This window comes from Sphingobium sp. IP1, from assembly GCF_002708645.1.
GTDB classification, from domain to species: Bacteria; Pseudomonadota; Alphaproteobacteria; order Sphingomonadales; family Sphingomonadaceae; genus Sphingobium; species Sphingobium yanoikuyae.
Window position 1 is genome coordinate 15,104 of sequence record NZ_NOIW01000061.1, and the last position, 20,019, is coordinate 35,122.

The 20,019-nt window shown below is 64.8% G+C and carries 21 protein-coding genes; 5 read left to right on the forward strand and 16 right to left on the reverse strand.

Annotated features, from left to right (window positions below):
- The first annotated feature begins 296 nt into the window (after positions 1 to 296).
- Positions 297 to 2,498, forward strand: a complete 2,202-nt coding sequence (locus tag CG471_RS19060; protein ID WP_099233084.1) for a TonB-dependent receptor — start codon at positions 297 to 299, stop codon at positions 2,496 to 2,498.
- 38 nt (positions 2,499 to 2,536) lie between these two features.
- Here CG471_RS19060 and CG471_RS19065 read toward each other — a convergent pair whose 3' ends face one another.
- The 3 genes from CG471_RS19065 to hrcA form a co-directional block, all read right to left on the reverse strand.
- Positions 2,537 to 3,778, reverse strand: a complete 1,242-nt coding sequence (locus CG471_RS19065; protein WP_099233061.1) for a threonine synthase — start codon at positions 3,776 to 3,778, stop codon at positions 2,537 to 2,539.
- A gap of 87 nt (positions 3,779 to 3,865) precedes the next feature.
- On the reverse strand, positions 3,866 to 4,429 hold the full coding sequence (grpE, locus tag CG471_RS19070; RefSeq protein ID WP_010337599.1) for a nucleotide exchange factor GrpE: 564 nt from the start codon (positions 4,427 to 4,429) through the stop codon (positions 3,866 to 3,868).
- On the reverse strand, positions 4,426 to 5,469 hold the full coding sequence (gene hrcA, locus CG471_RS19075) for a heat-inducible transcriptional repressor HrcA (protein WP_037510582.1): 1,044 nt from the start codon (positions 5,467 to 5,469) through the stop codon (positions 4,426 to 4,428). Before hrcA ends, grpE begins: the two co-directional genes overlap by 4 nt.
- Before the next feature lie 304 nt (positions 5,470 to 5,773).
- Here hrcA and CG471_RS19080 point away from each other — a divergent pair, with 304 nt between their 5' ends.
- Entirely contained in the window at positions 5,774 to 6,352 is a 579-nt protein-coding gene (locus CG471_RS19080; protein ID WP_099233063.1) for a hypothetical protein, read from the forward strand.
- Between the two features lie 700 nt (positions 6,353 to 7,052).
- Here the strand turns inward: CG471_RS19080 and CG471_RS19090 are convergent.
- Positions 7,053 to 7,589 (reverse strand): DUF6438 domain-containing protein, encoded by a 537-nt coding sequence (locus CG471_RS19090; protein WP_218964271.1) that lies wholly within the window; start codon positions 7,587 to 7,589, stop codon positions 7,053 to 7,055.
- A 96-nt stretch (positions 7,590 to 7,685) separates the two neighbouring features.
- Here CG471_RS19090 and rph point away from each other — a divergent pair, with 96 nt between their 5' ends.
- Both rph and rdgB read left to right on the forward strand, forming a co-directional pair.
- Positions 7,686 to 8,402: a ribonuclease PH gene (gene rph / locus CG471_RS19095; protein ID WP_099233068.1), complete on the forward strand. Its 717-nt coding sequence runs from the start codon at positions 7,686 to 7,688 to the stop codon at positions 8,400 to 8,402.
- Positions 8,403 to 8,498: 96 nt separating this feature from the next.
- Entirely contained in the window at positions 8,499 to 9,128 is a 630-nt protein-coding gene (gene rdgB / locus CG471_RS19100; protein ID WP_069336199.1) for an RdgB/HAM1 family non-canonical purine NTP pyrophosphatase, read from the forward strand.
- On the opposite strand, the gene CG471_RS19105 is transcribed toward rdgB, so the two are convergent.
- The 4 genes from CG471_RS19105 to CG471_RS19120 form a co-directional block, all read right to left on the reverse strand.
- A complete protein-coding gene (locus CG471_RS19105; RefSeq protein WP_143560249.1) occupies positions 9,125 to 9,571 on the reverse strand; it encodes a hypothetical protein in 447 nt (148 codons plus the stop codon). The two genes, rdgB and CG471_RS19105, sit on opposite strands and share 4 nt — an antisense overlap.
- A 7-nt stretch (positions 9,572 to 9,578) precedes the next feature.
- Positions 9,579 to 10,199: a CAP domain-containing protein gene (locus tag CG471_RS19110; RefSeq protein WP_099233072.1), complete on the reverse strand. Its 621-nt coding sequence runs from the start codon at positions 10,197 to 10,199 to the stop codon at positions 9,579 to 9,581.
- Positions 10,200 to 10,333: 134 nt separating this feature from the next.
- Positions 10,334 to 11,059, reverse strand: coding sequence for a hypothetical protein (locus tag CG471_RS19115; protein ID WP_099233074.1), 726 nt, complete (start codon positions 11,057 to 11,059; stop codon positions 10,334 to 10,336).
- 121 nt (positions 11,060 to 11,180) lie between these two features.
- Positions 11,181 to 11,756, reverse strand: a complete 576-nt coding sequence (locus tag CG471_RS19120; RefSeq protein WP_010337592.1) for a CAP domain-containing protein — start codon at positions 11,754 to 11,756, stop codon at positions 11,181 to 11,183.
- Positions 11,757 to 11,808: 52 nt separating this feature from the next.
- Between CG471_RS19120 and hemW the strand changes: the two genes are divergently transcribed.
- Positions 11,809 to 12,984, forward strand: coding sequence for a radical SAM family heme chaperone HemW (gene hemW / locus CG471_RS19125; RefSeq protein ID WP_099233076.1), 1,176 nt, complete (start codon positions 11,809 to 11,811; stop codon positions 12,982 to 12,984).
- A 7-nt stretch (positions 12,985 to 12,991) separates the two neighbouring features.
- Here the strand turns inward: hemW and CG471_RS19130 are convergent, their stop codons facing one another.
- The 8 genes from CG471_RS19130 to CG471_RS19165 all read right to left on the reverse strand — a co-directional run bounded on the left by CG471_RS19130 (position 12,992) and on the right by CG471_RS19165 (position 19,355).
- On the reverse strand, positions 12,992 to 14,590 hold the full coding sequence (locus CG471_RS19130) for a M56 family metallopeptidase (protein WP_099233078.1): 1,599 nt from the start codon (positions 14,588 to 14,590) through the stop codon (positions 12,992 to 12,994).
- Positions 14,587 to 14,955 carry a BlaI/MecI/CopY family transcriptional regulator gene (locus CG471_RS19135; RefSeq protein ID WP_004210924.1) on the reverse strand — a complete coding sequence of 123 codons (369 nt, stop codon included), beginning with the start codon at positions 14,953 to 14,955 and terminating at the stop codon, positions 14,587 to 14,589. Before CG471_RS19135 ends, CG471_RS19130 begins: the two co-directional genes overlap by 4 nt.
- Positions 14,956 to 15,389: 434 nt before the next feature.
- Positions 15,390 to 15,722, reverse strand: coding sequence for a Grx4 family monothiol glutaredoxin (gene grxD, locus CG471_RS19140; protein WP_099233080.1), 333 nt, complete (start codon positions 15,720 to 15,722; stop codon positions 15,390 to 15,392).
- Positions 15,723 to 15,786: 64 nt separating this feature from the next.
- A complete protein-coding gene (locus CG471_RS19145) occupies positions 15,787 to 16,020 on the reverse strand; it encodes a BolA/IbaG family iron-sulfur metabolism protein (RefSeq protein ID WP_004210906.1) in 234 nt (77 codons plus the stop codon).
- A 13-nt stretch (positions 16,021 to 16,033) separates the two neighbouring features.
- Entirely contained in the window at positions 16,034 to 16,357 is a 324-nt protein-coding gene (locus CG471_RS19150; RefSeq protein ID WP_004210904.1) for a DUF1476 domain-containing protein, read from the reverse strand.
- A 57-nt stretch (positions 16,358 to 16,414) separates the two neighbouring features.
- Entirely contained in the window at positions 16,415 to 17,008 is a 594-nt protein-coding gene (leuD, locus tag CG471_RS19155; protein ID WP_004210902.1) for a 3-isopropylmalate dehydratase small subunit, read from the reverse strand.
- A 109-nt stretch (positions 17,009 to 17,117) separates the two neighbouring features.
- A complete protein-coding gene (gene leuC / locus CG471_RS19160) occupies positions 17,118 to 18,569 on the reverse strand; it encodes a 3-isopropylmalate dehydratase large subunit (protein WP_097382359.1) in 1,452 nt (483 codons plus the stop codon).
- Positions 18,570 to 18,668: 99 nt separating this feature from the next.
- Entirely contained in the window at positions 18,669 to 19,355 is a 687-nt protein-coding gene (locus CG471_RS19165; RefSeq protein WP_048938740.1) for a glutathione S-transferase family protein, read from the reverse strand.
- Between the last annotated feature and the right edge of the window lie 664 nt (positions 19,356 to 20,019).

Genomic DNA, 20,019 nt, shown 5'->3' on the forward strand with positions numbered 1-20,019 from the left:
CGTCATCCATGTGCCGGCCCGGCCGGCACCCCCGGCGTCCAGCGCCGCGATCGGAATGGGAAAAATGCATATTCTCTCTTTCAAAATGCTTCATGATGCATTGTGATATATCTTAGAAATCACCAACGTCAATACATGAGATATATCTTTATGCATCTTATGATAGAGACACCCTCCCGAAACGCAGGGGAATCGGGGTTATCACCTCATCGCATAAGCATTATGCAGAATGTGATTGTTCTTGCGATCGATTGTCGTTAGCAGCCCTGCCCAACATGGATCAGGGGATCGCGATAATGCGTCATATCGAAATTCGTCACTCTGCAATCGCGCTGGCGGCGCTGACCATCGCCCTCGCATCGCCAGCCATGGCGCAGCAGGCCGAGGCCGACGCTGACACCAAGAGCAGCGAATCGATCGTCGTCACCGCCGCCCGCTCGATCCTGCCGCCCAATGCGCTGCCGCTGACGATCGACCTGATCGACAAGCAGATGCTGGACCAACAGGTCGCGATCTCCGGCTCGGTCACCGATGCCATCTCCACCCTCACCCCCAGCTTCTCCCCCACCCGCGGCAAGCTGTCGGGCGCGGGCGAAACGCTGCGCGGCCGCTCGCCGCTCTACGCCATCAACGGCATCCCCCAGTCGACTCCGCTGCGCGACGGCAGCCGCGACGGCTTCACCATCGATGGCTTCTTCATCGACCGGGTCGAACTCATCTATGGCTCCAACGCGCTGCAGGGGATTGGCGGCACCGGCGGTATCGTCAACCAGGGGACGGTAGGCGCACCCAAGCAGGAGGGCATCAGCGGCCGGGTGCTGCTGCAGGGATCGGCCAGCGACGATTTCGACGGCGACGGTTTTGGTGGCAAGGCGGCCGGACTGGTCCAGTATAAGGCCGGCGCTTTCGATGCCACGGTCGGCGCCTCCTATGAAAAGCGCGGCGCCTTCTACGACGCGCGCAACCGCCGCATCGGCATCAACATGACCCAGGGCGAGACCCAGGCATCGCAGACCACCGATATCTTCGCGCGGCTGGGCTATGCCGTGGGCGATACCGGCCGGCTGGACCTGATCCTCAATCGCTATGAGCTGAAGGGCGATGGCGATTATGTCCCGCTCCCCGGCAGCCGCGCCAACGGCCTCCCCACCACCGCAGTCAAGGGCGACGCCCCCGGCACGCCGGGATCGAACCGCACCGAAAGCGCGTCCCTCTCCTACACCGACAGCGATGTCGCCGGCGGCAACCTCGTCACCCAGCTTTTCTTCAACCGCAGCCGCGACATTTTCGGCGGCGAATTCGCCGCGATCCCGACCTTCCAGGATCCCGCCATCGCGACGCCCGGCACCCTGTTCGACCAGTCGCAGAACCGGTCGCGCAAGATCGGCGGCAAGATCAGCTATGAACGCGCCCTGCCCGGCTTCGAGGCGCTGACCACCACGGTTGGCCTCGACGTCCTGTTCGACAAGACGGAACAGCGACTGATGGTCACCGGCCGCACCTGGGTGCCGCCCAGCGACTTCCGTTCCATCGCCCCCTTCGCCCAGGCCAATCTCAAGATCGCCGACGGGCTGTTTCGCGTGGCGGGCGGCGTGCGCTGGGAAAATGTGCAGGTGAAGATCGACGATTTCCACACCCTGGCATCGACCACCTATGACGGGAAGAATGTAGCGACCTATGGCGGCGTCGATGTCGCGGGCGGCAAGCCCAAATTCTCCGATGCGCTGCTGAACGGCGGCCTCATCTTCGAGCCGCTTGAGGGCATTCGTGCCTATGCCAGCTATGCCGAGGGCTTCACCATGCCCGATGTCGGCCGCGTCACCCGGTCGATCGGCGTCGCGGGCGTCGACCTCGACGATTATCTCGACATCAGCCCGATCGTCTCCAACAACCGCGAGATCGGGCTGGAGGTGAAGCGCGGCCCGATCGACGCCAGCGCCACCTATTTCTGGTCGTCCAGCGACAAGGGCCAGATATTGATCGCGCAGGGCGACGGCATCTTCACCGTCCAGCGCCAGCGGGTCGAGATCGAAGGGCTGGAAATCAACCTCGGCGTGCAGACGCCGCTGCCGGGGCTCAAGCTCTCCACCGGCTATGCCCATCTCAAGGGCCGCTATGACAGCGACAGCGTCAATCCCGACGGCATCGTCGATACCGATCTGGACGGCACCAACATCTCGCCCGATCGCCTGAACGTCGCCGCCGACTATCGCCATGGCGCCATCTCGGCGCGGCTGCAGACCCAATATTATCTGTCGCGCAATTTCCATGGCAAGGCGAACCCGGACCGGCGCAACAATTTCGGCGGCTATGCGGTCACCGACGCCTATCTGCGCTATGACACCGCATCACTGGGCGGCGTCTATCTCAGCGTCCAGAATCTGTTCGATAAATTCTATATCGACTATAATAGCGACACGCGCCTGCCCGACGACAGTCTGGCCTTCTTCGCCGGTCGCGGGCGTCTCTTCACCCTGGGCTGGGACTATCGTTTCTGACCATAAGCGGGCGGGCCATGGCCCGCCCGTTCAGGACATCAGAGCGCCGCGAAATCGATCGGCGCATGCCGGTCGAGCGTGCGGCTCTGGTCTTCCAGCGGATATTTGAGGCCGCTGGCGCAGTTGAACAGCACCGCGCGTTCATCCCGCCCGATCAGCCCTTCGTCCAAGGCCCGTTGATAGGCCGCCAGCGTCGCCCCGCCCTCGGGACAGAGCAGCAGCCCGTCGTCGCGCGCCACGTCGCGCACCGCCGCTGCGATCGCCGCGTCCGACACCGCCAGCGCCGCGCCGCCGCTTTCCCGCACCGCGCGCAGGATCAGGAAGTCGCCCACGGCCCTGGGCACGCGAATGCCCATGGCGATGGTCTGGGCATCCTCCCAGCGTTTGGCAAATTCCACGCCCTGCTCGAACGCGCGGACCATCGGCGCGCAGCCCTCGGCCTGCACCGCAAACATCTTGGGCCGCTTCGATCCGATGAAGCCGATCTTCTCCAGCTCGTCGAACGCCTTCCACATGCCGATCAGGCCGGTGCCGCCGCCGGTGGGATAGAAGATCGCATCCGGCAATTCCCAGCCAAGCTGCTCGGCCAGTTCCAGCCCCATCGTCTTCTTGCCCTCGATCCGATAGGGCTCCTTGAGCGTCGAGAAATCGAACCAGCCGCGCTCCTTGACGCCCTGGCCGACGATCGCGCCGCAATCGTCGATATAGCCGTTGACGCGATAGACCCGCGCGCCCTGCGCCGCGATCTCGCGCACATTCACTTCGGGCGTATCGGCCGGGCAGAAGATCACCGATTCCATGCCCGCGACCGCCGCATAGGCGGCCAGCGCCGCGCCGGCATTGCCGTTGGTCGGCATCGCCACCTGGGTCACGCCCAGTTCCTTGGCCATGGAGACCGCCATGACCAGGCCACGCGCCTTGAACGAGGCCGTCGGCAACCGCCCCTCATCCTTGGCCAGCAACTGCGCCCCGCCCAGCCGCTTCGCCGTGCGCGGCAGCGGAATGAGCGGCGTCGCATTCTCGCCCAGGCTCACGATGTTGCTGGTCTGCCGCACCGGCAGCAATTCGCGCCAGCGCCACAGGTCCATCGGCCGCGCAGCCAGTGCTTCCTTGGTCAGCGTGGCCCGCACGCCGTCCAGATCATAGCGCACCAAGAGCGGCTTGCCCGCCGCCGACAGCCCATGCAGCCGATCCGCCTCATAATGCTCGCCGGTCAGCGAACATTCGAGATGGGTGACAAAGGTCGGACGGTCGGTGGTGAGGTTGAGGTCGTGCAGCAAAAGGGCCTCCGTTCGGGCAAGGATTCGGTGCGTTCGCGGCCCCACGGGGGACCCTGACCGATCCAGCCCGAACGGGGCGGATATTTGTCAGTCCGGCTTCTTCGCCACGCTGACCATGGCGGGGCGCAGCAAGCGGTCCTTGATGCTGTAACCGGCCTGCATTTCCACCAGCACGGTGCCCGGCTCGGCGTCCGCCGACGGCAGTTCCATCACCGCCTGATGCTTATTCGGGTCGAGCGGCTGGCCGACCGACTCGATCTTGGTGATGCCGTTGCGGCCGAACACCGCCTCCAGCTCGCGGCCGGTGGCTTCCAGGCCCGTCACCAGCCCCTTGAACTTGTCGTCCTCGCGCAGCTCGGCGGGGATGGCCGCCAGCGCCCGGCCCAGATTGTCGGCCACCGACAGCATGTCGCGGGCAAAGCTGGTCGCGGCATAGGCGCGCGCGTCGGCCAGTTCCTTCTCCAGCCGGCGCCGCACATTCTGCGTATCGGCATGGGCATAGAGAATGTCCTGCTTGGCCGTTTCCAGCTCGGCTTCCAGCGCTGCGATACGCTCGGCATTGGCGTTTTCAGGGGCGTCCACGGGGGTCTCCTGCTCGGGCAGCTGGTCCAGGGTTTCGGTATTTTCGATAGTCTGCTTGTCTTCGCTCATCTCATCAATCTCGACAGCGTCTGTGCGGTGAAATCCACCATGGGGATCACTCGGGCATAGTTCAAGCGCGTGGGGCCGATCACGCCGACCACGCCGACGACCCGGCCGTCCCCGCCGCGATAGGGGGCGGCTATGACCGATGAACCCGAAAGGGAAAAGAGCTTGTTTTCCGAACCGATGAAGATTTTGGTCGCGCTGCCGGCCAGCGCGCTCTCCAGCAGGCGCGAAATTTCCTGCTTGCCCTCCAGCTGCTCCAGCAATTGCCGCACCCGGTCGAGGTCGGCGGCGGTGCCGTCGTCGATCAGATGCGCCTGCCCCCGCACGATCAGAACGGGACGGTCATCGGCATCATGGCTCCAGATCGCGATGCCGCGCGTCACCAGTTCGCGCGCCGCGCCCTCCAGCGTGGAGCGCTCCTGCTCCATCTCGCGCGCCAAGAGGTCGCCGGCCTGGCGCAGGGTCAGCCCGCCAAAGCGCGCCGACATGAAATTGGCCGCCTCGTTCAGCATCGACGGCGTCACCCCGCGCGGCAGGTCGAGCACCCGATTCTCGATCGACCCGTCCTGCCCGACCAGCACGGCCAGCGCCTGCCGGTCATTCAAGGGCACGAAGCCGAACTGGCGCAGCACCGGCTCACGCCGGGGCACCATGACGATGCCGGCACAAGCGGAAAGGCCCGACAGCGTCGCCGTCGCCGCCGACAGCGCCTCCTCGATCGGCCCGCCCTCGGCCAGCCCCGCCTCGATCGCGCGGCGCTCCTCGACCGATGGCTCGGCCGCCTGCATCATCCCGTCGACGAACAGCCGCAGCCCGGTCTCGGTCGGCATCCGCCCGGCAGAGGTGTGCGGCGCGGCGAGCAGGCCCAGTTCCTCCAGGTCCTGCATCACATTGCGGATCGACGCGGCCGAAAGGCTCAGCCCCATCTTGCTGATCGTGCGCGACCCCACCGGCAATCCGGTGCCCAGATAGCTATCCACCACCATGCGAAACACGTCGCGTGCGCGGTCATTCAGTTCGGCGATGGAGGCAGTGGCGGCCATGGCGATGATGTAGGCGGCTTTCCCGCGCGGCTCAACGGGGGAGATTGGCCATTTCCCTACCCGTCATGCCGGGTCTGACCCGGCATCCCGCTTTTCTTGATTCAAGCAGGAAAAGCAGCGGGGAGCCGCAGCGCGAAGCCGAGGTGGCGATGCCCGCAAATGGCCGATTGCTGACTGTCGGATTGGAAAAGGCAACGGCCGGATAACTGCCGGTCGTTAGCGCGGGCATGGTTAGTGGGTTTCGGCTCTTCTTTGCCATTCAGCAATGCAGCGTTAAGTTGCCTTCTTTTCGGGGGTAAGTGCGATGATGATTGGGTTGGGGGAATGGGTTGTCAGTGCAGTTGGCTCAGTGGCGATCACTGGTATCGTGATCAGTGCGACCGTGGTGCTGATGCGCGACACACTCGCGAGATATCTGACCAAATCAGTCGAGCATCATTTTGAAGAACGGCTCGAAAAGTTCAAAGGCGACATCCGAGATAACGAGCGAGAACTGGAACAGATCAGGGGCTTCCTAACTACAGCCCAGCGGGAGCGAGATGCCGCGATACAGACAAAGAGGTTGGAAGCGGCGGAGTCATTGCTTCGTGAGAGGCAGGTGTTATCCAGACTCTCCATGCTGGTCGAGTACATGAAAATCTTGAACACGGATAAGATGATCGATGATACCGGCGATCCGAAGATCGCTGAGTTTGTCAAAACTCTAATACAGCCTCTTCAGGTTGATAAAACCCTTGAAGAAATTAAGTCATTTGATCGAACATTATCCCGTCTGTACTTAAGTGAAGTAGCCGTGAAAACGTTCGAGGCGTACCAAACCATTTTAATGAACGCGGTAACGTTGCTTAAGGTTTTAAGCATGCCGCTGGATAAAAAAGAGTGATTTAATAAAACGGGGTAAGCTCAGTCAGACTGTGATCGAGTTGGTTCCAGGAACTGCGGATGGTTTCGAGAAATTCGGAGAAGGTTACGCCTATCATTGGGCCACGTACTTGCATGATGAGGTTTTGCGGTTGCTCCGGAATGACATCCTGGGGATGGACTCGTCAGGAAAGGATGCGGCGTCAGCCGAACGATTGGTGCTAGAATCCCGGCTGGCGCAGGCCAAAGTTCAAATGTCGTTGCGGGAGAACGGACTCTCTCAAGGTTTGATAAGGACTGAATGACGCCCCGCCTAGTAAGACGTCAGCGACCCGTTGGGTATCCTTAAGGGATAGGCAAGCTCCAGGCCCTTGGAAGCGGCAGATATTGGGTCAGTTTCTAGATCACAGCGACGACAGGGTTGGGCGCAACCCCGCCTTCCCTTTCCTATTCGCCGATCTTCTGATCTATCCTGCGCGATGGAACAGGCCGCTCCCACGCCCCGCTTAACAACCCTGCCCCACGCGCAAACCTGTCGCGTCGCTGTCGTTTCAGTGTCGCCTAACTGTCGCGTCAGAGGCGCGCGACTGTCGCGTTGGCCTGACCCGCGTGTCGCGTGCCTGTCGCTTCGCTGGCGCGTGGCAGGCGCAATTCGCCGGAATCGACGCAATTTACCCCTGCGACACTGTGAACTTCGGGCTGTCGCGTCGCGGCGGGCCGGTTCAGCTTGCCGGCTTGGGCTTCAGCATCGGTTCGATGCCCAGCATCTTGGGGATGGTGCCGATCGTCGTGCGGAGTTTCGCATAGCGGCTGTCCATGCAGCCCGACTGGAAATCGAGCCGGGTCGGTTTCGTTCCCTTGCCCCCGCCCTTCCCGTCACCACGCGTCCATTCGATCGTGTAGCTGGGCATGTCGGTGGCGAAGCGGGTGCAATTCTCGCCCTGGGCGATGCGCTTGGTCGTCCCGGTCGCCGGCTTCCACGGGGCAAGGCCGGTGCGCAGCTGGCGATATTGCGCGGCGCTGACGGTGAAGCGGGTCGGACCGGGGACGGAGGTGAAGCGCTCGGGCTCCAGCAGGCCCGAGCCATCGGGCGTCACCGTGAGCGTATAGGCGGGACAGGCGCCGAAGCATCGGCCGGCGGTGAAACGGATCGTGTCGCCGGCGGCCGTCGGCGGCTCCAGCTCCACCTTCTCCCGGTCGGTCACGCATCCCGCCAGCGCCAGCATCGCAACCGGCCCCATCATCATCGCTCTCTTCATGGCGCCCCTCTTATCGCAACTTTTGGCGGATGGCACTGGCATGACGCGCATCCCGGCGCTATCCCCCGCCACCTGACCGCTTCGGAGTAGAATATTATGCGTCCTTCCGGCCGCGCGCCCGACCAGATGCGCGACATTACCATGGAACCCGGCTTCACCATCCATGCCGAGGGCTCGTGCCTCGTCAGCTTCGGTGACACCCGCGTCCTCTGCACCGCCTCGATCGAGGAAAAGGTGCCCCCCTTCCTGCGTGGCAAGGGTTCGGGCTGGGTCACGGCCGAATATGGCATGCTGCCCCGCGCCACCCACACCCGCGGCAGCCGCGAAGCCGCCAAGGGCAAGCAGTCGGGCCGCACCCAGGAAATCCAGCGCCTGATCGGCCGCTCGCTGCGCACCGTCGTCGACCTCAAGAAGCTCGGCGAGCGCCAGATCGTGATCGACTGCGACGTGATCCAGGCCGATGGCGGCACCCGCACCGCCGCCATCTCGGGCAGCTGGGTTGCGCTGCGCATCGCCGTCGACAAGCTGCTCGCCTCGGGCGCGCTCAGCGAAGACCCGATCATCCAGAAGGTCGCCGCGATCAGCTGTGGCATCCATGAAGGCACGCCGGTGCTCGACCTCGACTATGCCGAGGACAGCAATGCCGAGACCGACGCCAACCTGATCCTGACCGGCGACGGCAAGTTCGCCGAAGTGCAGGCCACGGCTGAAGGCGCCGCCTATGACGAGGAAGAGCTGCTCCGCCTGCTCCGCCTCGCCCGCATCGGCTGCGCCAAGATCTTCGCCGCGCAGGATGTGGCGACGGGTCGGTAATTGAAATCCGTTCGCTTCGAGCGAAGTCGAGAAGCAGATAGCGCATTCGTGCGTTTCTCGACTACGCTCGAAACGAACGACACAGGGTAGAGCCAGATGAGCGACGAATACGGACAGGAACAGGCGATCCGCAAGCTGAAGCCCGGCAAGCTGGTGATCGCCAGCCACAATGCCGGCAAGGTGCGGGAAATCGCCGCGCTGCTCGGCCCCTATGGGATCGAGCCGATCTCCGCCGCGTCGCTCGACCTGCCCGAGCCGGAGGAAACCGGCACCACCTTCATCGCCAATGCCGAGTTGAAGGCGATGCAGGCCGCCGACCTCTCTGGCCTGCCGGCGCTGGCCGACGACAGTGGCCTGTGCGTCGAGGCGCTGAACGGCGATCCGGGCCTCTTTTCCGCCCGCTGGGCCGGGCCGGACAAGGACTTCGGCATGGCGATGCAGAAGGTGTGGGACGGGGTCCAGGCCAAGGGGCCGGACGCCGGCCATGGCGCCCATTTCATCTGCGCCCTCGCCCTCGCCTGGCCCGACGGCCATGTCGAGGCGTTCGAGGGCCGGGTCGATGGCCTGCTGGTCTGGCCGCCGCGCGGGGCAAATGGCTTTGGCTATGACGCGATGTTCCAGCCCTTGGGCCACGACATCAGCTTCGGCGAGATGGACCCGGACGCCAAGCACGCGATGAGCCACCGCGCCGACGCCTTCGCCCAGTTGGTCAAGGCCGTGATCTAACGCTTGGCTTGCCGGGGCCGCGATTCCGCGGCCAGCCGGCGATTATGCGCAGCAATAAGACGGCTGAAATAGGCTTCGCTCTCCGCCCGGCTCAAGGCGGGGACACGACTGACATAATGGTCGATGATGAGCATGGGGCGCCGATCCTCGACGACCAGATGCCCCTCGACCTCCGCATGATAGGCCGAGACCTCAAAAGGCTTGGCGGTTCCCTGAAAGGGAATCCTGACGATCTGGCCGCACGCTTCATTGGCAAAATAGCTGCTGCTACCAGCATCGGGCGGCGCGGACAGGCTGATGATCGTCCCGCTCCAGCGGACCGACAGGCCCTGCCAGGATTGAAGGCCAGGCGGCATGCCGCACAGGCTTTTCGGCACCTCGGCAGTGCAGGCTCCGATCGTCAACGGCAGAAGCAGCGCCAGTCCGGCCAATCTTGGTCGCATCAATCCCCTATTCCTCGCCGCCCGCCAGCACCGGCGCCGCATCCAGCGGCCCCATGCCGAACATGTTGCCGGCGGGATAATAGCGGCAGACGAGATAGTCGAAGCTGCGCCCCTCGGCCAGTGCGCAGCCGACCGACCGGGTGCCGCGCCAGATGATCTGGGTATAATGGGCGACATCCTGCCAGCGACCGGTGGTGCTGAAATTGGGCATCTTGCCCGCCCGCCGGAAATAGCGCCGTTCATTGAGGAAGGCGCCGACCATCACCTCATAATCATAGAGGCCCCGGCTTCCCATCCACAGATTTTCGCCACTCGGCACCGCGCGGGTCGCGCGCGGGCTGTGGGCGAAGATATTGGTCCGCGCCATCTGCCGCGCATAGCGCGCCGCATCCGCCGCCAGCGTCCGGTCCCAGGCGAGCGGGGTCAGGCCCCAGCGACTGCGCTCGTCATTATGCATGCCCAGGACCACGTCCTGCAGCAGCCCATCGTCGCGATCGGCCTCTTCCATGCCATATTGTTCGGCCGGGCCGGGCGCGCGCCGTTCCGGCGCTGCCTGCCCCTTGCCACCAAAAATCCCCAGCATCATGGCGGCCGTCGCAACGGCCAGCCCCCATTTCCACCCGCGCATCGTCTTTGTTCTTTCGACCCGATAACCCGCGCCTCTCCCCCGGCCCGGCCGGTTCGGAACGCGATGCTGCGGCTAAACGCCCGATCGTGTGAAGCAGGGATGAATAGTCCGGCACAGGCGATCACCTGTCCGCATCACTCCGACGAAACGGGGCGCAGCTTCGCCGAATCGATATGCCAGCGCCACTGCGCGGCCGATGCCCCGTCGACATCATTGACGCGCCGCACGACATAGGTGCCGGCAAAATGCTGGCGTGTGCCATCCGCCAGTTCCGCGTCGATCGTCACCGGCACCGGCTGGTAGACGGAGCCGGCGCCCGCATCGCCCGGCGTCATCCGGCCGATCGTCACATGGGTCGCACGGGTGGCAGCAAAGCCGGCCTGGAATTTTTCCATCGTCTGCCCTGCCGGCCCATCTTCGCCCCACTGGCTCCAGGCGGTGCCATAGTCGCGCGCGTTGATCGCCGCATAATAACGCTGCACCACGGCCGCCGCAGCCGCCATGCTCTTGGGTTCGGGCGTGCATCCGGCCATCGGTTCGCCCTGGCCGTCGAACAGCGCGCAACTGCGCGCAATCTCATCCTCGATCATCGCACAGCTATTGGCGGCATTGCAGGGCGGATGGGTGGCGGGCGACACGCTGATGCACAGCTTGACGCGGCGCTCGGCCGCAGCCGCGCCGATCTCGGCGGTGCAGGACAGGGGCGACAGGTCGGCCTGGCTGGATCGGGGGGCCGGTGCCTTGTCTAGCTGGGCGGCGGTGGTGGAGGTATTTTCGGGCGTGGTAGGCGCAGCGCCCTGATTATCGGGCGTCGGGGACAGTGAACCGCACGCGGCCAGAGCCAGCAGCGCCATCGTCATGCTGATACAGGCCCATGGCCTTGTTCTTGAAACGGGCTGCATTTTTCCTCCCCCCTTTTGCCGACTGCGCTTCATGGCATAATCGACAGAGAGGAAAAATGATCCGCCTGGGATAAGGTCTTCAGCCCTGCCAGCCGCCAAAGTCGCGGTCGAACGGGCTCATGCCATAGACATTGCCTGCCGGATAATAGCGGCAGACCAGATAATCATATTGGGCGCCCTCGCCCAGCGCGCAGCCGACCCGACGGGTGCCGCGCCAGATCATCTGGGTATAGTGGCCGACATCTTCCCAATTGCCGGTCGTGCTGACATCGGGGAAGCGGGCCTTGAACACGAAGGCGCGGCGTTCGTCCATGAAGGCGTCGAGCATGGCGGTATAGCCATAGGCCCGGTGCGTCCCCATCCACAGATTTTCGCCGATTTCCTCGTCGCGTTCACCGCCATGCGAATGGCGAAACTGGTTGGTATGCACCATCTGGCGCGCATAGCCGGCCGCATCGGCCGCCAGGCGATCATCCCAGGCCAGCGCGGGCACGCCCAGCGACTGGCGCTCGCGATTATGCACGTCCATCACCACCTGGCGCAGCATCGCGTCGGAACGCGGCGCCGGCTGGATATTATAATAATTCCACACGTCGCGATTGACCGAAGCCGATGCCGGTGCGACCGCCCCTGCGATCATCCCGCCGAAAAGCATCAGTGCAGCCGCTAGCGGGCCGCGCTGAACGCGTCTAAAGATATGTCCACTCATGTCACCCGAAGTCCTTCTCGCCCCACCGGCTTTCACCGAGGCTCTTGGCCTATATGTTCATTGGCCATTTTGTGTTTCGAAGTGTCCTTACTGCGATTTTAACAGTCATGTTCGCGACCGGATCGACGCCGATGCGTGGCAGGCTGCGCTGCTCGCCGACCTTGCCCATGAGGCGGAAAAAACCGGCCGGCGACCGCTCCGTTCGATCTTCTTTGGCGGTGGCACGCCGTCGCTGATGCCGCCCCGCATCGCCGCTTCCCTGATCGAGGCGGCAGAAAGACATTGGGGCTTTTCCAACGACATAGAGATCACGCTTGAGGCCAACCCGAACTCGGTGGAAGCCGCGCGTTTCGGCGATCTGGCGGCCGCCGGGATCAACCGTGTGTCGCTCGGCCTGCAGGCGCTCGACAACGAGGCACTGGCCTTCCTGGGGCGTGCCCATGACGTCGATGAGGGGCTGGGCGCACTCGACACGGCTCGTCGCATTTTTGACCGGGTCAGCTTCGATCTCATCTACGCGCGCCCCGGCCAGAGCGAATCGGACTGGGAAGCGGAGCTGGCGCGCGCCCTCTCCTTCGGCACCGGCCATCTGTCACTCTATCAGTTAACGATCGAGCCGGGCACGCGCTTCGCCACGCTCGCCACGCAGGGCAAGCTGACACCGGTCGACCCGGATCATGGCGCCACACTTTATGAGCTGACCCAGGCGATGACGGCGGAGGCCGGCATCCCTTCCTACGAGATCAGCAACCATGCCCGACCGGAACAGGAAAGCCGCCACAACCTCATCTACTGGCGCTATGGCGACTATGTCGGCATCGGCCCCGGCGCCCATGGCCGCCGCGGCGGCATGGCGACATTGCGCCACAAGAAGCCGGAAAACTGGATGGGCGCGGTCGATCGCAACGGCAACGGCCTGCAACAGGAAGTGCCGCTGCAGGCCGAGGACAAGGCGCGCGAGGCGCTGCTGATGGGATTGCGTCTGGGCGAAGGGGTCGATCTGGCCCGGATCGCCGGCCTCTCGGGCCTGCCGATCGACGCGCTGGTGGATGATCGGGCGATCGACCGGATGAATGATCTGGGGCTGGTCTGGCGAACCGGCAACCGGCTTCAGGTCAGCCCGGCGGGCATGTTGCTGCTCGACGCTATCCTGCCCGAAGTGGTGGCGGTCTAAAAAAGCATCAGTCCGGATTGCGATCGAGGTCGGCCAGTTCCTGGTCGATGTCGCGCAGTGCCTCTGCCCGGTCGCTTTCCGGCATGCGGCTGGCGGCGATCTGGGCACGGGCTGCGGTCAGCCCGGCGCGCGCGGCATTGCGCCCCGCCCGTTCGGCATTGCGGGACATGCGCTCGGCATCGCGGGCGTTCAGCATGGCGATCCGCTCCGCTTTGCGGGCCTGCGCCTCGATCGCCCGCTCGCAGATGCGCACCCGGATGTTGCGGCGGCCATTGGCATCGACAAATTCGCGATGGCTGGTGACCTTGTCGCCCTCGCAGCCTTCGCGCACGTCGACCACCGGCACCATGCGGGCAATCTCCGCCTCGGTCGGGATGCGATGGGTTTCGACCCGGCCATTGGCATGGGTGACGATCACCCGGCCCGGCTCGCTGCGCACCGTCACCGGTGGCACGGGCGGGACCGGCGGAACCGGGGGCACGATGTCGGCGGCCGGAACCGGCGGCACGGGCGCTGCAGGCGGCACGCGATCGGCATGGGCGACCGACGCGGGCGCGGCCGCCGGCACGGGCGCGGCGGCGGGAACCGGCGCGGCCTGCGGCAGGGCCTCCCGCGCCGAGACGGGCTGCGACACCAGGTTGGTCAGCTTGGCGAAATCGGCCTGATCGACCTTGTCGGTGATCGCCGCCATCTGCTGCGCGGCGCGGCTGCCCGATGCGGTGAGGGCCAGGCCCGTGGCAACGACCATGGCGACGGCGGCCATGCCCCAACTGATGCGCTTCAACGATGTTTCATGGCTCGAAAGCATTTTCAGCCTCCCCTTGAGCGTGGTGATGCGGGTGAGATGGCAGGCGCCGGCAAATTGGCGACCACCGGCGGCCTTCAATATGGCACGGCCATAGGCATGGGCCTGATCCTGGCCGTAGAGCGAGAGGACGCGCGCGTCGCAGGCGGTTTCCTGATCGGCGCGATAGGCGCGATAGGCGATCCAGGCGACCGGATTGCACCAGTGCAGTGCCAGCAGCAGCAGCGCGACCATGTTGGCGGCCAGATCACCGCGCTCATGATGGGCGCGTTCATGGGCGATCGCCATATCCTGCTCCTGCGCGTCATAGCGCAGCCCGAAATCGGCCGGCAGGACAATATAGGGCCGGAAAATACCGAAGGCGAGCGGCCCCGATGCCTGCGGACTGGTGATCAGGCGGATGCGCCCTTCCTCGCCCAGCGGCGTCGATCCGGCCAATATGTCGCGGCGAAACCGGGCATAGCCGATCGCCTGCACGACCAGGAACAGGACGACGCCCAGCGCCCACAGGCCGATCGCCATTTCCAGCCAGGGGATGCTTGTCGCGGCGGCCTGTGCCGCGGGCGATGGCGCGATCTCCAGCAGCGCCGGCAGGCCCGCCTGGTCCACGACATTATGCAGCGGCGAAGGCGCGGCAACCTCGCGCGGCAAGGTCGGCAACAGCATGCGGGCCAGCGGCAGCAGCCACAGCCAATAGGCCGCCCCTGCCCCCAGCCAGCGCGCCACCGGGCGTCGCAACATCATCACCATCGCCATCAGCAGGGTCGTGGCGATCAGCGTTTCGGCCATCCAGACGCTCATGATTTCAACCCCTTCAGGATTTCCTCAAGCTCCGCGATATCATCCGCGCTCAACTGGTCCTGGCTCGCCAGTTGGGCGACCAAGGGAGAGATGCGACCGCCGAACAGGCGATTGACCAGCCGGCCAGACTCGCTCGCCACATAATCCTCGCGCGCCACCAACGGGCGATAGAGGAAGCGGCGGCCATCCTGGTCGGCGGCGATCACCTCCTTGGCCATCAGCCGCGACAGCAAGGTCTTGACCGTCTGCAGGCTCCAGTCGCGTTCGGCGGTGACGCGATCGGCGACGTCATTGGCGGTGGCCGGCGCCTGTTCCCACAGCGCTTCCATCACCACCAGTTCCGCTTCGCTGATCTTCTCGCTCACTGCCTGATCCCGACCCTGTTCCGACTCTCCAACTACACATGTAGTCGCATCGATTACGGATGTAGTCAATCAGGAAAGTGGCTCGGCCCAAATGGCTTTTCGACGAAAGTGTCGGGCGACCTTACAAACGACAGCGGACGACTGGCGGCGTTAACCCTTGAACCATGCACGAATGCGTGGCTTTCCACTTCTGGCACGCCGGATGCTTCTCTTCCCACATTCCCACCGTTCAACTACCCGGGGGATGCCGGCACGGTCTCCGCAGGCATCCCCCACCCGGTGGCCGTTCCCGAAGCTTTCACAGACCTTATCGCCAGCCGGGCTTGCAGCACATTGAACCGGCCCTGGCCGGCCTCATATGCCCGCACTGCAGACAAGAAAAAGGGCGGCCCGACCAGCGGACCGCCCCATGATCTTTTGCCCTGAGCCGGCGATCAGTTCGCCGCAGCGACGCCGTTGTCGGTCATCAGCTGCTGAAGCTCGCCGGCCTCATACATTTCCATCATGATGTCGCTGCCGCCGACAAATTCACCCTTCACATAAAGCTGGGGAATGGTCGGCCAGTCGGAGAAGCTCTTGATGCCCTGGCGGACGGCCTGGTCCTGCAGCACGTCGACCGTCTCGTAATTCACGCCCAGATGTTCCAGGATCGCGATCGCGCGGCTGGAAAAGCCGCACTGGGGGAAGAGCGGCGTGCCCTTCATGAAGAGCACCACGTCATTACCGTTGACGATGTCGGCGATCCGCTGCTGCACGGCGTCGGTCATTTCACTGGGTCCAATTCTTTGTCTGGCGTCGCCGCGCGGCGGGACGCATATGTCGCTATGGCGGTTAGTTGGGAACGGCGGTGGTCAGTTGCAAGGCGTGAAGCACCCCGCCCATGCGTCCGCCCAGCGCCGCATAGACGGCGCGCTGCTGCGCCACCCGGCTCATGCCCCGAAAGCTTTCGGACACGACCTTCGCCGCATAATGATCGCCGTCGCCGGCAAGATCGGTAATCTCGACCTGCGCATCCGGGATCGCGGTCTTGATCATCTCGGCAATATCGTCTGCTGCCATCGGCATGGCGATACCTGCCTTACTGCGCTTCGATGAACATGCGGCGGGCGATCACCGCCTGCTCGTCGAGCGCGGTGCGCACCCCGGCTTCATCGATGTCGAGGCCGGCCTGGGTCATGTCGCCCAGCAGCTTGCGGATGACGTCCTCGTCGCCCGCTTCCTCGAAATCGGCCTGCACGACGGCCTTGGCATAGGCGTCGGTTTCCTCGGGCGTCAGGCCCATCTTCGCGGCCGCCCATTCGCCCAGCAGGCGGTTGCGGCGCGCCTGGATGCGGAACTGCATCTCCTGGTCGTGCGCGAACATATTTTCAAATGCGCGCTCGCGGTCGTCGAAAGTGGTCATGCGTGAAGCCCTGTTGAAATGCGTCTGTCGCGTTCAGAGATAGGCGGAACCGCGCCTTTAGGCAACGGCCGGCACCAGCCAGGGGCGCAAAGCCGCATCCTTCGCCTCGAACGCGTCGATCACATCCGCCTCATCCAGGGTCAGGCCGATCTCGTCCAGGCCGCCCAGCAGGCAATGCTTGCGGAACGGGTCGATCTCGAAGCTGAAGCGATCCTGATATTGGGTGGTGACGCTCTGCTGCTCCAGATCGACATGGATCGGGTCGGTCTTGGCGACCTCCATCAGCCGGTCGATCGCCTCCTGCGGCAGCACCACGGTCAATATGCCGTTCTTGAACGCATTGCCCGAGAAGATGTCGGAAAAGCTCGGCGCGATCACCACCTTGATGCCCAGGTCGCCAAGCGCCCAGGCGGCATGTTCACGGCTGGAGCCGCAACCGAAATTGTCGCCCGCGATCAGGATCGGGCTGCCGGCATATTCGGGATCGTCAAAGACATTGCCCGGTTCCTTGCGCAGCACCTCGAACGCGCCCTTGCCAAGGCCCGCGCGCGAAATCGTCTTGAGCCAGTGCGCCGGGATGACGATGTCGGTGTCGACATTCTTCATCCCGAACGGATAGGCTCGGCCGTCAACGGTAGTCAGCTTGTCCATCAGTGCGCCCGCTTCGCCTCCACCGCGGGACCGTCCTCAGCGCGGCCCAGCGTCGCGGCCATCGCCGCACTGGCCAGCGCGCCCAGCGCCAGCACCCAGAATACCTTCTTCATGCGACCATCCCCTCTTTTTCACCCATCAATGCGCGCACATCGGTCAACCGGCCGGTCAGCGCGGCGGCCGCCGCCATTTCCGGCGAGACCAGATGCGTGCGCGATCCCGGCCCCTGACGGCCCATGAAATTGCGATTGCTGGTCGATGCGCAGCGTTCGCCGGCCGGCACCTTGTCCGGGTTCATGCCCAGGCATGCCGAACAGCCCGGCTCGCGCCATTCGAAACCGGCGTCGAGGAAGATGCGGTCCAGCCCCTCGGCCTCGGCCATGCGCTTGACCAGGCCCGATCCCGGCACCACCATCGCATGCTTGATGCCGGCGGCGATATGCCGCCCCTTCAGCAGGCCGGCGGCGGCGCGCAGATCCTCGATCCGGCTGTTGGTGCAGCTGCCGATGAAGACATGCTCGATCGCGACATCTTCCATCTTCTGTCCGGCGATGAGGCCCATATAGTCGAGCGACTTCTGCGCGGCGGCGCGCTTCGACGCATCGGCGAAGCTTTCGGGGTCCGGCACCACGCCGGTCACCGGCACCACATCCTCGGGGCTGGTGCCCCAGGTGACGTTGGGCACGATGTCGGCCGCGTCAATCACGACGGTCTTGTCGAAAGTCGCGCCTTCATCCGTGTGCAGCGTCTTCCACCAGGCGACGGCCGCATCCCAGTCGGCGCCCTTGGGCGCCATCGGACGGCCCTCGATATAGGCGAAGGTCTTCTCGTCCGGCGCGAACAGGCCGGACCGGGCGCCCGCCTCGATCGACATGTTGGCAACGGTCAGGCGGCCCTCGATCGACATGTCGCGGAACACCGACCCGCGATATTCCATGACATAGCCGGTGCCGCCGGCAGTGCCGATCGTGCCGCAGATCGCCAGCGCCACATCCTTGGGGGTGACGCCATAGCCCAGTTCGCCCTCGACCACGACCTGCATGGTCTTCGACTGTTTCAGCAGCAGCGTCTGGGTCGCCAGCACATGCTCGACCTCGGACGTGCCGATGCCGAAGGCCAGCGCGCCCAGTGCGCCGTGCGAGCTGGTATGGCTGTCGCCGCAGACCAGGGTGGTGCCCGGCAGGGTGAAGCCCTGTTCCGGGCCGACGACATGGACGATGCCCTGTTCCGGGTCCGCGTCACCGATCAGGCGCACGCCGAATTCGGGCGCATTGCGTTCCAGCGCGGCAAGCTGCTGCGCGCTTTCCGGGTCGGCGATCGGGATGCGATGCCCCTCGGCGTCGCGGCGCGGCGTGGTCGGCAGATTATGGTCGGGCACCGCCAGGGTCAGGTCGGGCCGGCGCACCTTGCGCCCGGCAAGGCGTAGGCCTTCGAACGCCTGCGGGCTCGTCACTTCATGCACGAGGTGACGATCGATATAGATCAGGCAGGTTCCATCGGGACGCCGTTCAACGACATGCGCGTCCCAGATCTTCTCATAGAGGGTGCGTGGCTTAACCATGGTCCCCTCCCCCTAGACCCGTAAGACGCCAGGGGAAAGGGGGAGAAACGCGGCTTGCGATGGAAAATGTGCGTTTTTCGCAAGGCTGAAGCAATAATGTTACGCCGCGCGATAATCCTCGACCACGCGGCCGACCGCCGCCAGTTCGGCCTCATGGCCCTCCTCGCGCCAGGTTTCGGCCAGCGCTGCCTGTTCCCATTCGCGCATCGCGGGATGGGCCAGCATGGTTTCGACCCAGCCGCGCGCGATCGGCCCGACATCCAGGCCATAGCTGCGCACCCGGAAGGCGACCGGCGCATAGAAGGCGTCGAGCGCGCTGAACTCCGCGCCGGCCAGATAGGGCCCGCCAAAGCGCGCCAGCCCCTGCTCCCAGAGTTCGCGCAGCCGGGCGATATCCTTGTTGAGCGCCGGCTCGATCAGGTTCAGCTCCACCCGCACCCCGACATTCATCGTGCAGGTCGACCGCAGCGCGGAAAAGCCGCTGTGCATTTCCGCCACCGCGCACTGGGCAAAGGCCCGCGCATCGGCGTCGGCGGGCCAGACGCCCGCATGCCGGTCGGCCAGATAGAGAAGGATGCCGAGCGAATCCCAAACCGTCCGGTCGCCATCGATCAGCGCGGGCACCTGCCCCGTCGGCGAAAAGCTGCGAAAGGCGCTGTAATTGACCGGCGCGGCAAAGGGCTCGATCCGATCGACGAAATCGATCCCCAGCCCCTTCATCAACAGCCAGGGCCGCAGCGACCAGCTCGAATAATTCCGGTTGGCGGTGATGAGCGTATAGGCCATCGATCAATCTCCCCTGTGCGTGGTGCGCGTCCCCTTAGCGCAACGGGGAACGGCCCGACAGGCGGAACGATCCACGGGTCTGACAAGCTCAGCTTATCAGGCAGGACGGGGAAGCTTGGCGCACCGCTGACGAGCAAGTGGGAAGCGGACCGGTTGCTTACCCTCTCCCATTCACGGGAGAGGGAGGGGCCCGCGCCATAGGCGTGGGAGGGGGAGGGTCTTCTGGAACAAGCGGCCCTCATCCAACTTCGCCTGGCCGGCTTTGCCGGTAAGGCTTCCTATCCTTCTCCCGCCAGCGGGCGAAGGAATGAGCGCCTCTGATCGGTTGCGGCTGGGTGGCTTTCGGCACCCTGATTTCGATCTGCTGGGCAACATGAACGGGTGGATCAGGGGACGGCCATTTTTACGCCGTCATCCCCGCGGAGGCGGGGATCCATCTCGCCCCGGTTTGCGAGCGGGCGAGGGGGGGGGATGACGCCCCCCCCGGGCGCGGGAGGGACAGATGGGTGGGAACAGGACCACCCCCCCCCGGGCGGGGGGGGGGGGCCCGCCGGGGTGGGGGGGGGGGGGGGGCCCCAGGCCGGATAGCGCAGCGCCAAGAGGCACCTGCCCCTCCGTCAGCGCTTCGCGCTGCCACCTCCCCGTTCCGGGGAGGAACGTCCAC